Genomic DNA, 13,632 nt, shown 5'->3' with positions numbered 1-13,632 from the left:
ATCTTAAGAGAATCCGCAAAACCGTTATTTACAAATAATTTAGAAAGGAAAAAACATAGCTTTTTTTACTTTTCTTTTCAGGTGCAAATATATTTATTTTGATCAAATAAAACCTTTCTTATCTGTTAAATTGTTATTCATTCTTCTGATAGATATTATGTAGGAATTCCATTCTTACCAAAATTTAAAACGCTTATGTTTTTATTTTACACTTCTGTTACATTCCTTTCACTATCAACACATTTAATCATGAACTTTAAGGTATTAACCACCTTAAAATAAAACTATGCCGTACAATGTTCAAAACTTTACTTATGATGGTCCAGGAGATAGTCTTTGCTACGGAAGACAAGATGACCATAATCACCAACAAGCAAATCAATTTACAATCGATGTAACTGCATATTTACAAGCTCAGGGATGTACTCATATTCATGCCGGACCATTTAGATCAAACCAACCTGAACCTGCAAATGGTAAAGAATTCAGGTGGAATGGTGCGAACTGGGTGAGAGTTTAATCTCGAAAAAATACGACTACACTTTTCTATAGAGTTAATTATAGAGGCGATAACCCGAAATGCCTAACGAGTAGGGATAACTTACACTTAAATCTTTTAATTATGTCAAACGAAACTGCATCTAAACAAAACACTATTGTTGGAGGATGGACTGCTTACGGACCTTTAACTACTTCAGATCGTCTAGTATTTGATGAAGCTACAAGCGGAGGAAAAATCTTAGGAGTTGATTACACTCCAGAAGAAGTATCAACTCAAGTTGTTGGTGGTACAAACTATCGTTTTTTATGTACTGCAAAACCTGTTGGACCAATGCCAATTCAATGGAAAGCCATTGTTGAAATTTTTAAATCTTTAGAAGGAAATGTTCATGTAACTGGAATTCAAAGATTATAATCAATTAAAAAAGCCTAAGAATTATCTTAGGCTTTTTATTATATTTTTCAAAATATTAATCTCTTATTAAAGGTAATGTAGAACATCTCAGCAATCCTTCTTGCTTTGCTATTTCAGCATATGGAACTTCTTCTACTGTAAATCCTTTTTCGCGTAACCAAGTATTTAATCTTGTGAAGTTTCTCTCTGAAATGATAACATCTTCTGAAATAGAAAAAACATTACTATTCATGTTATACATTTCATCTTTAGAGATTTCAAAAATATTCTCTTCGCCAAAAAAATCAACCAACCATTGATATTCCTTCTCCACAAGAAATCCGTTTTTATGTAAGATTGCTTTATCTTTTCCTATTGGCTGGAAACAACAATCCAAATGTAACGCATTTTCTTTAGGATCATCATTAGATTTTCTCAATTCAAAAGCCTTAACTGTTTTATCTGGAAACAATTCCTGTAAAGCAATTACAGCATCTGTATTTGTTCTCGCTGTAATATAATCTGAATAATCATTTCCTGAATATGTTCCTATAAAAATATAATCATTCCAAGGCATAACGTCACCACCTTCAACATGACATTCTTCAGGTAATTCAATAACATTTTCTGGACTAACTTGAGAAACCACATGTTGAATTGCCTCATATTCTCTATTTCTATCAGGAAGAATATTCGCTTTCACCAATTTATCATCAATTACAAAAGCAATATCTCTTGAAAATATTTGGTTGTAGTCTTTAATTACCTCAGGTCTGAAAACCTGAACATCGTATTTCTTAAACACATTTGCAACTGCTTCCATTTCATTGATCATATCTTCTTCTTTCGGATATGTACCAGCAATTACATGTTGTTTACTTTTAGGATCGTAACAATCTTCTACTTTAGGAGTAGGTCCATTACTTTCTGCAGTACCTAATACCACAGCCCTTAATCTTGCAGTTTCGTTTTGTACGTTGAGTTGTAACATATATCAAAAAAAATGTCATTCTGATGTTAACTCCAGAATGACATTATATAATTTAGTTTCGGTTTATCTTTTATTAATTTCTACAAAAGGACGGAAATTCTCACCAGTATAAACTTGGCGTGGACGTCCAATTGGTTCTTTACGTAAACGCATTTCTCTCCATTGAGCAATCCATCCTGGTAAACGTCCTAAAGCAAACATTACCGTAAACATTTCTACAGGAATTCCCATGGCTCTATAAATGATTCCTGAATAGAAATCTACGTTTGGATATAATTTTCTCTTTACGAAATAATCATCGCTTAATGCTTCTTGTTCTAATCCTTTAGCTACATCTAAAATTGGATCATCAACTCCTAAATCATTTAAAACTTCATCAGCAGCTACTTTAATAATCTTAGCACGTGGATCAAAGTTCTTGTAAACTCTGTGTCCGAATCCCATTAAACGGAATGGATCTTCTTTGTCCTTAGCTTTACCCATGTACTTCTTAGTATCTCCTCCATCAGCTTTAATAGCTTCTAACATTTCTAATACAGCCTGGTTTGCTCCACCATGTAATGGTCCCCATAAAGCAGAAATACCCGCAGAAAGTGATGGGAATAAACCAGCATGAGAAGAACCAACGATTCTTACTGTAGAAGTAGAACAGTTTTGCTCATGATCAGCATGTAAGATTAATAACTTGTCTAACGCATTAACTAAGATTGGATTTTGTACGTAGTCTTCATTAGGCTTTTTGAACATCATGTGTAATACATTCTCAACATATCCTAATTTTCTAGATCCGTAATCTAAAGGTAATCCTTTTTGCTTACGCATTGTCCATGCAACTAATACAGGGAATTTACCCATGATTTTAACGATAGCATTATACATTTCTTCTTCCGAATCCACATTAACAGATGATGGATTGAAAGCAGTTAATGCTGATGTTAAAGAAGATAATACTCCCATTGGGTGAGCATTCTTTGGGAATGCATCAATAATCTTTTTAATATCGTCGTCTACAATTGCATTATCTAAAATGTCATTGTAAAATTTATCTAATTGTTCTTGAGTTGGTAACTCTCCAAAAATAAGTAAGTAAGCAACTTCAAGGAAATCTGCTTTCTCAGCTAACTCTTCAATAGAATAACCTCTATAGCGTAATACTCCTTCTTCACCATTTAAAAATGTAATAGCACTTTGGCAAGAACCGGTGTTTTTAAATCCTGGGTCTATCGTAATAACACCTCCCGTTGCTCCTCTTAACGTTTTAACATCTATTGCAACTTCATTTTCTGTCCCTTTTACTAAAGGAAACTCATACGTATTTTCGCCAATTTGTAGTTTCGCTATTTCTGACATTATTTAATTTGTTTTTTGTGAAATTTAAATGATGCACGAAGATACCAATTTTAATCCATTTTAAAAATGTTGTTATAGAGATTTACCTTTAAAAAATTGTAAAAAATTAATGGTATTCCCCGAATTCTATAATTCGATAATGAATTCCATAAAAAAATCTCGGAAAACCGAGATTTTTAATAGAATATTTAAATGTGAATTATTACTTCACTTTAAAAGCATTTTGTTGAGGATAGTAACCAACATCTCCTAACTCCTCTTCAATTCTTAATAACTGATTATACTTTGCCATACGGTCAGATCTTGAAGCAGAACCTGTTTTAATTTGTCCTGTATTTAATGCCACTGCTAAATCAGCAATAGTATTATCTTCTGTCTCTCCTGAACGGTGACTCATAACTGAAGTATAACCTGCATTGTGTGCCATATTTACTGCTGCAATTGTTTCAGTTAATGTACCAATTTGGTTTACTTTAATTAAGATAGAGTTAGCTGTATTATTTTCAATACCACGAGATAAACGCTCTACGTTAGTAACAAACAAATCGTCTCCAACTAATTGTACTTTATCTCCAATTTTTTCAGTTAAATATTTCCAACCTTCCCAGTCATTCTCATCCATACCATCTTCGATAGAAATAATAGGATATTTCTCAGCAAGTTCCGCTAAATAATCAGCCTGCTCTTTACTTGATCTTACTTTTCCTTTATCTCCTTCAAACTTAGTATAGTCATATTTTCCATCTACGTAAAACTCTGCAGAAGCACAATCTAAAGCAATCATAATTTCATCACCTAAATTATATCCTGCATTTTTAACTGCTAATGCAATCGTATCTAAAGCATCTTCTGTTCCATCTAAAGTTGGTGCAAAACCTCCTTCATCTCCTACTGCTGTAGATAAATTTCTATCGTGTAATACTTTTTTAAGATTATGGAAAATCTCAGAACCCATTTGCATCGCTTCAGTAAAGTTCTTTGCCTTTACTGGCATTACCATAAATTCTTGAAAAGCAATTGGTGCATCTGAGTGAGAACCTCCATTGATAATATTCATCATTGGTACTGGTAAAGTATTCGCACTTACTCCTCCTACATATCTATATAAAGGCATTCCTAATTCGTTTGCTGCTGCCTTTGCAGCTGCTAATGAAACTCCTAAAATTGCATTCGCTCCTAACTTAGATTTATTTGACGTACCATCTAAATCAATCATCATTTGATCGATTAAATTTTGTTCAAATACAGAAGTTCCTAATAACTCTTGAGAGATAATTGAGTTTACATTATCTACTGCTTTAGCAACTCCTTTACCCATATATGCATCACCTCCATCACGTAATTCAACCGCTTCATGCTCACCAGTTGAAGCTCCTGAAGGAACGGCAGCTCTACCTACTACTCCATTTTCAGTAGTTACATCTACTTCAACAGTTGGATTTCCTCTAGAATCAAAAATTTGACGTGCGTGGATATTGATTATAATACTCATGTTATATTTTTTAATTTGGTTGTAGCTAATTTACAAATGCTACAGAATATTAGTTTGTTTTTTAGATAAATTCTACGAAATCGTTTTCAAATCTTATAGATTATTTCGCCGATTTTATGTTCTCAATAAACTGATCGAATAAGTATTCTGAATCGTGTGGACCAGGACTTGCTTCTGGATGATATTGTACTGAAAACACGTTCTTACTCTTCATCTTAATTCCGGCAACAGTGTTGTCATTTAAATGTACATGTGTAATTTCTACATCTCCATGTGCCTCAGTTTCTTCTCTATTTATGGCAAACCCATGGTTTTGAGAAGTAATTTCACCTTTCCCTGTAACTAGATTTTTTACTGGATGGTTTATACCACGGTGACCGTTATGCATCTTATAAGTAGAAATTCCATTAGCTAATGCAATTACTTGATGACCTAAACAAATACCAAACATTGGTAAATCTCTACTGATAACTTCTTTCGCTAAAGTTTGTGCCTCAGTTAAAGGTACTGGATCTCCAGGTCCGTTTGAAATAAAGTATCCATCAGGATTCCATGACTCTAATTCTTCAAATTTAGCATTGTATGGGTATACTTTAATATAAGCATCTCTTTTTGCTAAATTTCTAAGTATATTTTTCTTGATTCCAATATCAACAGCTGCGATTTTGTACGTAGCATTTTCATCCCCTACAAAATAAGGTTCTTTAGTTGATACTTTTGAGGCTAACTCTAAACCTTCCATATTTGGAACTTCAGCTAATTGCTTCTTTAGTTCTTCTATATTTTCAGTATCTGTAGAAATAATAGCATTCATTGCACCATTCTCTCTAATGTAAGATACAAGAGCACGAGTATCTACATCTGAAACAGCAACAAGATTATGCTTTTCGAACCAATCCTTTAAATTTCCATCTGAATCTACTCGAGAATGTTCAAAGCTAAAGTTTCTACAAATTAAACCTGAGATTTTAATTCCTTCTGACTCTACTTCTTCATTATTTACCCCGTAATTTCCAATATGTGCATTAGTCGCAACCATTAATTGGCCATAATATGATGGGTCTGTAAATATTTCTTGATAACCAGTCATACCAGTATTAAAGCAAATCTCTCCAGTAACAGTACCTTCTATTCCAACTGATTTTCCGTGGAAAACTGTACCATCTGCAAGTAAAACTAGTGCTTTTTTTCGTGTTGTGTATTTCATTAGTTTGTTGTGTTTTTGTTGAATATTTTCAGATGTTCAACTATAAATCAACTAATTAGCAATTGATGATTTATAATTTAAATATTTATGGTTTAAAAAATTTGTCAAAAATAGTTTAAAAAAAAAGGATAAACTAAATTGTTTATCCTTTTTTATATTTTGTAAAAATGTCATTTATTCTTCTTCTTGTGAAGCTTCAACATCAGTTACAGGTGCAGCAGCTTTTTTAGCTCCTCCACGACGGCTACGACGAGTATTCTTCTTAGCCTTCTTACCGTTAGGATTGTATAACTCGTTATAGTCAACTAATTCTACCATTGCCATTGGCGCGTTATCTCCTTGACGATTACCTAATTTGATAATACGAACGTATCCACCTGGTCTGTCTGCAACTTTTACAGAGATTTCTTTGAATAATTCAGTAACAGCATACTTATTACGTAAGTAACTAAATACTACACGACGATTGTGCATATTTTGCTCCTCTGTACCATTATTCTCAGCTTTAGCTTTTGTAATTAACGGCTCTACATATGTACGTAAAGCTTTCGCTTTAGCAACCGTAGTGTTAATACGCTTGTGCTCGATTAAAGAACAAGCCATATTTGCTAACATAGCTTTTCTATGTGCTGTTTTTCTACCTAAATGGTTTACTTTTTTACCGTGTCTCATGACTTTAAGTTTTAGATTATCATCTTGCTCAACTCACTCTTGAGGAGCAAACTATGATAACCTCGTTAAATATTAATCTCTATCTAATTTGTATTTTGATAAATCCATTCCGAAACTTAGACCTTTATTGTTCACTAACTCTTCTAATTCAGTTAATGATTTTTTACCAAAGTTTCTGAACTTCATTAAATCTCCTTTATTAAAAGACACTAAGTCTCCCAACGTATCAACTTCAGCAGCTTTTAAACAGTTTAAAGCACGAACTGATAAATCCATATCAACTAATTTCGTCTTTAATAATTGACGCATGTGTAATGATTCCTCATCATACGACTCTGTTTGAGCGATCTCATCTGCCTCTAACGTAATTCTCTCATCTGAGAATAACATGAAGTGGTGGATTAAAATCTTTGCAGCTTCTGTTAAAGCATCCTTAGGATTAATTGAACCATCAGTATCGATGTCAAATACTAACTTTTCGTAGTCAGTCTTTTGCTCAACACGGAAGTTCTCTACAGCATACTTTACATTCTTAATAGGTGTAAAGATAGAATCTGTAAAAATTGTTCCTAATGGTGCTCCTGATTTTTTATTTTCTTCAGCTGGTACAAATCCTCTACCTTTTTCTATGGTAATCTCTGCATTAATCTTTACAGATTTATCCATATTACAGATTACTAAATCAGGATTTAATACTTGAAATCCTGAAATGAATTTTTGTAAATCTCCAGCAGTTAATTGCTCTTGACCTGATATAGCAATAGTTACTGTTTCTCTATCTGATTCTTCGATTTGCTTTTTGAAACGAACTTGTTTTAAGTTTAAGATCATTTCGGTAACATCTTCAACTACTCCTGTCATTGTTGAAAACTCGTGCTCTACACCATCAATTCTTAAAGATGTAATAGCAAATCCTTCTAAAGATGATAACAATACTCTACGTAATGCATTTCCTACCGTTAAACCAAAACCTGGCTCTAACGGTCTGAATTCAAATCTACCTGAAAAATCAGTAGATTCAATCATTATTACTTTATCCGGTTTTTGAAAATTTAAAATCGCCATTTATGTTTCTTCGTTTTAATTGTTATTTGGTTGCGCGGTTTATAAGTTTGAAGAAATACGAATAAACCCTTTGGCCAAATACCAATGTGATTAATTTATTATTTAGAATATAATTCTACGATTAACTGCTCCTTGATGTTCTCAGGGATTTGTAATCTTTCTGGTACTTTAACAAAAGTTCCTGACTTTTGCTCAGCATTCCAAGTTAACCATTCGTATACATTGCTATTTGAAGCTAATGCATTTTCGATTGCGTCTAAAGACTTAGACTTTTCTCTTACCGCGATCACGTCTCCAGCTTTTAATCTGTACGATGGAATGTTCACGATTTCTCCGTTCACTGTAATGTGACGGTGAGAAACTAATTGACGAGCAGCTCTACGAGAATTTGCAACTCCTAAACGGAATACTGTATTATCTAAACGAGATTCACATAATTGTAATAAAACCTCACCTGTAATACCACCTGAAGCCTGAGCTTTCTTGAATAAGTTACGGAATTGACGTTCTAAGATACCATAAGTATACTTAGCTTTTTGCTTTTCCATTAACTGAACTGCGTATTCAGATTTTTTACCTCTTCTCTTACCAACTCCGTGTTGTCCTGGAGGGTAATTTCTTTTTTCGAAGTTTTTATCATCTCCGAAAATTGCTTCGCCAAATTTACGAGCAATCTTAGTTTTTGGTCCTGTATATCTTGCCATTTCTATAAATTTAAGTAAGGATTGTGAATTAAGGCTTACTCCTTCGACAATCTTTAGTCCTACTTGATTAAAAATTAATTATTATACTCTTCTTCTTTTAGGTGGACGACATCCATTGTGTGGAATTGGAGTAACGTCAATGATTTCTGTTACCTCGATTCCAGAATTGTGGATAGATCTTATTGCAGATTCTCTACCGTTACCTGGTCCTTTAACATACACCTTTACTTTACGTAAACCAGCCTCTTTTGCAACTGAAGCACAGTTTTCTGCAGCTAATTGAGCTGCATAAGGAGTGTTCTTCTTAGATCCTCTGAATCCCATTTTACCGGCAGATGACCAAGAAATTACGTCTCCTTTTTTGTTAGTTAAAGAGATGATGATGTTATTGAACGACGCTGTAATATGTGCCTCACCTGTAGACTCGATTACAACTTTACGTTTTTTTGTTACTTTCGATTTTGCCATGATTCTTTACTATTAGTAAAAATAATCTAACGATTATTTTTTCTTGTTAGCTACAGTTTTTCTCTTACCTTTTCTAGTACGAGAGTTATTTTTAGTTCTTTGTCCTCTTAAAGGTAATCCAAGTCTGTGACGGATTCCTCTTTGACAACCGATGTCCATTAAACGTTTAATGTTTAATTGAACCTCTGAACGTAACTCACCCTCAATAGTGTAATTTCCAACTTGCTCACGAATTGCTGCGATTTGATCATCGTTCCAATCTTGAACCTTAATGTTCTCGTCTACTTTTGCATCTGCTAAAACATCTTTAGCTCTGCTTCTTCCTATACCAAAGATGTACGTTAAAGCGATTACGCCTCTCTTATTCTTTGGAATATCTATACCTGCGATTCTTGCCATAACTAACCTTGTCTTTGTTTAAATCTAGGATTCTTTTTGTTTATAACATATAGTCTGCCTTTTCTGCGTACAATTTTACAGTCGGCACTTCTTTTCTTTAATGATGCTCTTACTTTCATCAGTGTGTTTTTTAATATCTGTAAGTAATTCTTGCTTTAGTCAAATCATATGGGCTCATTTCTAACTTTACCTTGTCTCCAGGTAAAAGTTTGATATAGTGCATACGCATCTTTCCTGAAATGTGTGCCGTAACAATATGTCCATTTTCTAATTCTACGCGAAACATTGCATTTGATAATGCTTCTGTTATCGTTCCGTCTTGTTGAATTGCTGGTTGCTTAGCCATATTATTATTTTAATGATTTTCTATTAGTGTTACCTGTCTTCATTAAACCATCATAACGACTGTTTAATAAATACGAATTAATTTGTTGAATGGTGTCGATTGCTACTCCTACCATAATAATTAATGAAGTTCCTCCGTAGAACAATGCCCAACTTTGAGTTACTCCAAACTGAACTATAATAGCTGGTAAAATTGATAACGCAGCTAAGAATAAAGATCCTGGGAAAGTAATTTTTGATAAAACTGAATCTAAATGATTAGCAGTTTCCTCTCCCGGCTTATAACCAGGAACAAATCCATTACTTCTTTTAAGATCTTCGGCCATTTTATTAGTAGGAATTGTAATTGCAGTATAGAAATAACTAAAAATTATAATTAATACCGCAAAGATTACATTATACCATAATCCATTAATATCTGTTAAACTTACTAATGCAGGGAATTTTTGTCCTAAAGTCATAGGTAAAAACATAATTGCTTGTGCAAAAATGATTGGCATTACACCTGCTGCGTTTAATTTTAATGGAATATACTGTCTAGCACCTTCAACATCTTTAATGTTTGCTATTGCAGTTCTACGAGCGTATTGAACAGCTACTTTACGAACCGCAGTTACTAGTAACACCGTTAATAATATTACAACAAACCATACTAAAACTTCAATTAAGATCATCATTATTCCACCACCTCCAGCGTTAGTCGTCTTAGCGATAAACTCTTGTAAAAAAGCTGCTGGAAAGTTAGCGATAATACCTACTGTAATTAATAAAGAAATACCATTACCAACACCTTTGTCAGTAATTCTTTCTCCTAACCACATTGCAAATATTGTACCTGCAGTAAGTAAGATCATAGATGAAACCCAAAACGTTGCACCACCAACTAAGAAAGCCGATTCTGGTAAACCGAATTGAGTTTTAATTGCTGTGATATATGTTGGTCCTTGAACTAATGTAATTAGAATTGTTAACCAACGTGTAATTTGTGTAATTTTCTTACGTCCACTCTCTCCATCTTTTTGAAGTTTCTGTAAATAAGGAATAGCAATTCCCATTAACTGAACTACAATAGATGCAGAAATGTAAGGCATGATTCCTAAAGCCATAACAGATGCTCTAGCAAATGCCCCACCTGTAAATGCATTTAATAAACCTAAGAGTCCACCTCCGGCTTGATCTTTTAGTGCTGCTAATTGTGTTGGATCAATTCCAGGTAATGGAACTGCTGCCATAAAACGATAAACAGCGATTAAACCTATTGTTAAAAGTAATTTATCTTTTAACTCTTCTATTTTGAAAATGTCTCTTAATGTATTTATAAAATTCATCATTTACAGTTTATAAAGTTACTGCTTCACCTCCAGCTGCTTCGATAGCTGCTTTTGCTGTAGCTGTAAATTTGTGTACAGTTATATTTAATTTAGCTTTCAACTCACCACGTCCTAAGATCTTTACAAGTTCGTTTTTACGTGCTAATCTGTTTTCTACTAAAACGTCCATAGTAACTGTATCAGTAATTCTACCGTTATCTACTAACTCTTGTAATTTATCTAAGTTGATTCCAACATACTCTTTACGGTTTATGTTTGTGAATCCAAACTTAGGTACACGTCTTTGAAGTGGCATTTGCCCTCCTTCGAATCCGATTTTACGAGAGTAACCTGAACGAGATTTAGCTCCTTTATGTCCTCTTGTAGAGGTACCACCTTTACCTGATCCTTCACCACGAGCAATTCTCTTCCCGTTTTTTGTAGACCCAGCTGCTGGTTTTAAGTTATGTAAACTCATTTTTATTATCTTCTTATTTAATTTCTTCTACAGAAACTAAGTGTTGAACTTTATTTACCATACCCAAAATTGTAGCTGTTGCATCATGCTCTACAGTTTGGTTCATTTTACGTAATCCTAACGCCTCTAACGTTCTCTTTTGATTTTTAAGGCGACCGATTTGACTTTTTACTTGTGTAACTCTAATTTTACTCATCGTCTTAAATTTTATCCGTTAAAAACTTTCTCTAATGAGATTCCTCTTTGTCTTGCAATAGTTTCTGCACTACGCAATTGTAATAATGCATCAAAAGTTGCTTTTACCACGTTGTGTGGGTTAGATGAACCTTGAGATTTAGATAATACGTCATGTACTCCTACAGATTCTAATACGGCACGTACTGCACCACCTGCAATAACTCCGGTACCATTTGAAGCTGGCTTAATAAACACCTTAGCTCCACCGAATTTACCCTTTTGCTCGTGAGGTAACGTTCCTTTTAATAATGGAATACGAACTAAATTCTTCTTTGCATCTTCAACTGCTTTTGCAATTGCAGATGATACATCTTTAGACTTTCCTAATCCATGTCCAACTACTCCATTTCCATCACCTACTACTACGATAGCAGAAAAACCAAATGCTCTACCTCCTTTAGTAACTTTAGTAACACGTTGAACACCTACTAATCTGTCAACAAGCTCTAATCCGCTTGGTTTTACTCTTTCTACGTTTTTATATCCTAACATAATATAATTTCTTAAAATTTTAAACCAGCTTCTCTTGCAGCGTCTGCTAATACTTTTACACGTCCATGGTATAAGTAACCATTTCTATCAAAAGCAACAGTCTCTAATCCTGCTTTAACAGCTTTTTCAGCAATTGCTTTACCTACAGCTGCAGCAGTTTCTGCTTTAGAACCAGATGCAATTTCTTTATCTCTTGATGATGCCGCTGCAATCGTTACACCGTCTACATCATTTATAATTTGAGCATAGATTTCTTTATTACTTCTGAATACTGATAATCTTGGCTTTGCAGCTGTACCAGAAATAACTTTTCTAATTCTATACTTTATACGTTGTCTTCTTTCAAGTTTTGATAATGCCATAACACTAATTATTATGCAGATTTACCTGCTTTTCTTCTAATTACTTCACCAACAAACTTAACTCCTTTACCTTTATATGGCTCAGGCTTACGGAAAGAACGAATCTTAGCCGCTACTTGCCCCACTAATTGCTTATCGTGAGAAGTTAACTTTACGATTGGGTTTTTACCTTTTTCAGATACTGTTTCAACCTTTACTTCTGGTGCTAACTCTAATACAATGTTATGAGAAAATCCTAAAGCTAAATCTAACTTCTGTCCTTGGTTAGACGCTCTATAACCTACTCCAACTAACTCTAATTCCTTAGTATAACCTTTAGTCACACCTTCAATCATGTTTGCGATTAAAGCTCGGTATAAACCGTGTGCAGCCTTGTGTTCTTTACTATCTGATGGTCTTTCCACTGTTAAAGTACCATCCTCTTCTTTTACAGTAATATCAGAAGTTAACTTTTGAGTTAATTCTCCTAATTTACCTTTTACTGTTACCACGTTATCGTTTACTTTGAATTCAACACCTTGTGGCAATGTGATTGGGCTTTTACCTATTCTACTCATCTTACAAAATGTTTATTAGTAAACGTAACATAATACTTCTCCACCAACATTCTCTTGGCGTGCTTTCTTGTTAGTCATCACACCTTTTGAAGTTGATACAATTGCGATACCAAGTCCGTTTAAAACTCTTGGCATTTCTTTAGCACCTACATACTTACGTAAACCTGGTGTAGATACTCTTTGAATTTTTCTGATAACTGGTTCTTTCGTTTGTCTATCGTACTTTAAAGCTATCTTGATAGTTCCTTGAACTTTATCGTCATTGAACTGATAACTTAAAATGTAACCTTGATCAAACAAAATCTTAGTCATCTCCTTCTTCAATTTTGAAGCTGGAACTTCTACAACTCTGTGTCCTGCCATAATAGCATTTCTAACACGAGTAAGAAAATCCGCGATTGGATCTGTATACATATTAATTTAATTGCGGTTTTGGTATTTAGCAGCTTCTATTTTACTTACGAATTCTCGTAACTGCCAAACCTGAAACCAGTTAAAACTCATTTTTGTTTTTACAAGAGCGCACTATTTCTCGATGTTCATTCACAAAAAGGCATAATTTACCCCGCAAAAACAGTGTGCAAATATACATAAAGTTTTCGAAAAAA

At 33.8% G+C, this 13,632-nt stretch carries 20 protein-coding genes; 2 read left to right on the top strand and 18 right to left on the bottom strand.

Annotation, left to right across the window (positions count from 1 at the left end):
* Positions 1 to 286 precede the first annotated feature (286 nt).
* Entirely contained in the window at positions 287 to 520 is a 234-nt protein-coding gene (locus tag ABNT61_RS16800; protein ID WP_348744056.1) for a hypothetical protein, read from the top strand.
* Positions 521 to 622: 102 nt separating this feature from the next.
* Positions 623 to 916 (top strand): hypothetical protein, encoded by a 294-nt coding sequence (locus ABNT61_RS16795; RefSeq protein WP_348744055.1) that lies wholly within the window; start codon positions 623 to 625, stop codon positions 914 to 916.
* Positions 917 to 971: 55 nt separating this feature from the next.
* On the opposite strand, the gene ABNT61_RS16790 is transcribed toward ABNT61_RS16795, so the two are convergent.
* From ABNT61_RS16790 to rpsH, 18 genes are all read right to left on the bottom strand, one after another.
* Complete coding sequence (locus tag ABNT61_RS16790; protein ID WP_348709586.1) at positions 972 to 1,886, bottom strand: dimethylarginine dimethylaminohydrolase family protein; 915 nt, start codon at positions 1,884 to 1,886, stop codon at positions 972 to 974.
* Between the two features lie 63 nt (positions 1,887 to 1,949).
* Positions 1,950 to 3,236: a citrate synthase gene (locus ABNT61_RS16785; protein WP_348709587.1), complete on the bottom strand. Its 1,287-nt coding sequence runs from the start codon at positions 3,234 to 3,236 to the stop codon at positions 1,950 to 1,952.
* A gap of 202 nt (positions 3,237 to 3,438) precedes the next feature.
* Entirely contained in the window at positions 3,439 to 4,728 is a 1,290-nt protein-coding gene (gene eno, locus ABNT61_RS16780) for a phosphopyruvate hydratase (protein WP_348709588.1), read from the bottom strand.
* A gap of 100 nt (positions 4,729 to 4,828) precedes the next feature.
* On the bottom strand, positions 4,829 to 5,935 hold the full coding sequence (carA, locus tag ABNT61_RS16775) for a glutamine-hydrolyzing carbamoyl-phosphate synthase small subunit (RefSeq protein ID WP_348744054.1): 1,107 nt from the start codon (positions 5,933 to 5,935) through the stop codon (positions 4,829 to 4,831).
* A gap of 174 nt (positions 5,936 to 6,109) precedes the next feature.
* On the bottom strand, positions 6,110 to 6,607 hold the full coding sequence (gene rplQ / locus ABNT61_RS16770; protein WP_348709590.1) for a 50S ribosomal protein L17: 498 nt from the start codon (positions 6,605 to 6,607) through the stop codon (positions 6,110 to 6,112).
* Between the two features lie 72 nt (positions 6,608 to 6,679).
* Positions 6,680 to 7,672 (bottom strand): DNA-directed RNA polymerase subunit alpha, encoded by a 993-nt coding sequence (locus tag ABNT61_RS16765; protein ID WP_348709591.1) that lies wholly within the window; start codon positions 7,670 to 7,672, stop codon positions 6,680 to 6,682.
* Between the two features lie 98 nt (positions 7,673 to 7,770).
* Positions 7,771 to 8,376, bottom strand: a complete 606-nt coding sequence (rpsD, locus tag ABNT61_RS16760) for a 30S ribosomal protein S4 (RefSeq protein ID WP_348709593.1) — start codon at positions 8,374 to 8,376, stop codon at positions 7,771 to 7,773.
* Positions 8,377 to 8,457: 81 nt separating this feature from the next.
* Positions 8,458 to 8,844 (bottom strand): 30S ribosomal protein S11, encoded by a 387-nt coding sequence (gene rpsK / locus ABNT61_RS16755; RefSeq protein ID WP_100925405.1) that lies wholly within the window; start codon positions 8,842 to 8,844, stop codon positions 8,458 to 8,460.
* Positions 8,845 to 8,877: 33 nt separating this feature from the next.
* Positions 8,878 to 9,243, bottom strand: a complete 366-nt coding sequence (gene rpsM / locus ABNT61_RS16750; RefSeq protein ID WP_348709594.1) for a 30S ribosomal protein S13 — start codon at positions 9,241 to 9,243, stop codon at positions 8,878 to 8,880.
* A 2-nt stretch (positions 9,244 to 9,245) separates the two neighbouring features.
* Complete coding sequence (gene ykgO / locus ABNT61_RS16745) at positions 9,246 to 9,362, bottom strand: type B 50S ribosomal protein L36 (RefSeq protein ID WP_010181906.1); 117 nt, start codon at positions 9,360 to 9,362, stop codon at positions 9,246 to 9,248.
* Between the two features lie 11 nt (positions 9,363 to 9,373).
* Entirely contained in the window at positions 9,374 to 9,589 is a 216-nt protein-coding gene (gene infA / locus ABNT61_RS16740) for a translation initiation factor IF-1 (RefSeq protein WP_068206835.1), read from the bottom strand.
* A 4-nt stretch (positions 9,590 to 9,593) separates the two neighbouring features.
* Positions 9,594 to 10,916: a preprotein translocase subunit SecY gene (gene secY, locus ABNT61_RS16735; protein WP_348709595.1), complete on the bottom strand. Its 1,323-nt coding sequence runs from the start codon at positions 10,914 to 10,916 to the stop codon at positions 9,594 to 9,596.
* Positions 10,917 to 10,926: 10 nt separating this feature from the next.
* Positions 10,927 to 11,376 (bottom strand): 50S ribosomal protein L15, encoded by a 450-nt coding sequence (gene rplO / locus ABNT61_RS16730; RefSeq protein ID WP_348709596.1) that lies wholly within the window; start codon positions 11,374 to 11,376, stop codon positions 10,927 to 10,929.
* 13 nt (positions 11,377 to 11,389) lie between these two features.
* Positions 11,390 to 11,572 (bottom strand): 50S ribosomal protein L30, encoded by a 183-nt coding sequence (gene rpmD / locus ABNT61_RS16725; RefSeq protein WP_274635086.1) that lies wholly within the window; start codon positions 11,570 to 11,572, stop codon positions 11,390 to 11,392.
* A gap of 11 nt (positions 11,573 to 11,583) precedes the next feature.
* Positions 11,584 to 12,105 carry a 30S ribosomal protein S5 gene (gene rpsE / locus ABNT61_RS16720; RefSeq protein ID WP_412766922.1) on the bottom strand — a complete coding sequence of 174 codons (522 nt, stop codon included), beginning with the start codon at positions 12,103 to 12,105 and terminating at the stop codon, positions 11,584 to 11,586.
* Between the two features lie 11 nt (positions 12,106 to 12,116).
* Positions 12,117 to 12,467 (bottom strand): 50S ribosomal protein L18, encoded by a 351-nt coding sequence (gene rplR, locus ABNT61_RS16715; RefSeq protein WP_100925411.1) that lies wholly within the window; start codon positions 12,465 to 12,467, stop codon positions 12,117 to 12,119.
* A gap of 11 nt (positions 12,468 to 12,478) precedes the next feature.
* Positions 12,479 to 13,024: a 50S ribosomal protein L6 gene (gene rplF / locus ABNT61_RS16710; protein ID WP_348709598.1), complete on the bottom strand. Its 546-nt coding sequence runs from the start codon at positions 13,022 to 13,024 to the stop codon at positions 12,479 to 12,481.
* A gap of 15 nt (positions 13,025 to 13,039) precedes the next feature.
* On the bottom strand, positions 13,040 to 13,438 hold the full coding sequence (gene rpsH, locus ABNT61_RS16705; RefSeq protein ID WP_100925413.1) for a 30S ribosomal protein S8: 399 nt from the start codon (positions 13,436 to 13,438) through the stop codon (positions 13,040 to 13,042).
* Positions 13,439 to 13,632: the final 194 nt, after the last annotated feature.

Origin of the sequence: Tenacibaculum sp. 190524A05c (assembly GCF_964036595.1) — a bacterium.
Lineage (GTDB): Bacteria > Bacteroidota > Bacteroidia > Flavobacteriales > Flavobacteriaceae > Polaribacter > Polaribacter platacis.
Note: the sequence above shows the minus strand (reverse complement) of the source record. Positions and strands in the feature narration are given on the sequence as shown.

Bases quoted from the DNA above. Each gene is read 5' to 3' on its own strand.
- rpsK (WP_100925405.1), bottom strand. From the start codon at position 8,844: ATGGCAAAATCGAAAGTAACAAAAAAACGTAAAGTTGTAATCGAGTCT.
- rplO (WP_348709596.1), bottom strand. From the start codon at position 11,376: ATGAGTTTACATAACTTAAAACCAGCAGCTGGGTCTACAAAAAACGGG.
- ABNT61_RS16800 (WP_348744056.1), top strand. From the start codon at position 287: ATGCCGTACAATGTTCAAAACTTTACTTATGATGGTCCAGGAGATAGT.
- rpsM (WP_348709594.1), bottom strand. From the start codon at position 9,243: ATGGCAAGAATCGCAGGTATAGATATTCCAAAGAATAAGAGAGGCGTA.
- secY (WP_348709595.1), bottom strand. From the start codon at position 10,916: ATGAATTTTATAAATACATTAAGAGACATTTTCAAAATAGAAGAGTTA.
- rpmD (WP_274635086.1), bottom strand. From the start codon at position 11,572: ATGAGTAAAATTAGAGTTACACAAGTAAAAAGTCAAATCGGTCGCCTT.
- carA (WP_348744054.1), bottom strand. From the start codon at position 5,935: ATGAAATACACAACACGAAAAAAAGCACTAGTTTTACTTGCAGATGGT.
- infA (WP_068206835.1), bottom strand. From the start codon at position 9,589: ATGGCTAAGCAACCAGCAATTCAACAAGACGGAACGATAACAGAAGCA.
- rpsD (WP_348709593.1), bottom strand. From the start codon at position 8,376: ATGGCAAGATATACAGGACCAAAAACTAAGATTGCTCGTAAATTTGGC.
- ABNT61_RS16785 (WP_348709587.1), bottom strand. From the start codon at position 3,236: ATGTCAGAAATAGCGAAACTACAAATTGGCGAAAATACGTATGAGTTT.
- ABNT61_RS16765 (WP_348709591.1), bottom strand. From the start codon at position 7,672: ATGGCGATTTTAAATTTTCAAAAACCGGATAAAGTAATAATGATTGAA.
- ykgO (WP_010181906.1), bottom strand. From the start codon at position 9,362: ATGAAAGTAAGAGCATCATTAAAGAAAAGAAGTGCCGACTGTAAAATT.
- ABNT61_RS16795 (WP_348744055.1), top strand. From the start codon at position 623: ATGTCAAACGAAACTGCATCTAAACAAAACACTATTGTTGGAGGATGG.
- rplF (WP_348709598.1), bottom strand. From the start codon at position 13,024: ATGAGTAGAATAGGTAAAAGCCCAATCACATTGCCACAAGGTGTTGAA.
- rplR (WP_100925411.1), bottom strand. From the start codon at position 12,467: ATGGCATTATCAAAACTTGAAAGAAGACAACGTATAAAGTATAGAATT.
- rplQ (WP_348709590.1), bottom strand. From the start codon at position 6,607: ATGAGACACGGTAAAAAAGTAAACCATTTAGGTAGAAAAACAGCACAT.
- rpsH (WP_100925413.1), bottom strand. From the start codon at position 13,438: ATGTATACAGATCCAATCGCGGATTTTCTTACTCGTGTTAGAAATGCT.
- ABNT61_RS16790 (WP_348709586.1), bottom strand. From the start codon at position 1,886: ATGTTACAACTCAACGTACAAAACGAAACTGCAAGATTAAGGGCTGTG.
- eno (WP_348709588.1), bottom strand. From the start codon at position 4,728: ATGAGTATTATAATCAATATCCACGCACGTCAAATTTTTGATTCTAGA.
- rpsE (WP_412766922.1), bottom strand. From the start codon at position 12,105: ATGTTAGGATATAAAAACGTAGAAAGAGTAAAACCAAGCGGATTAGAG.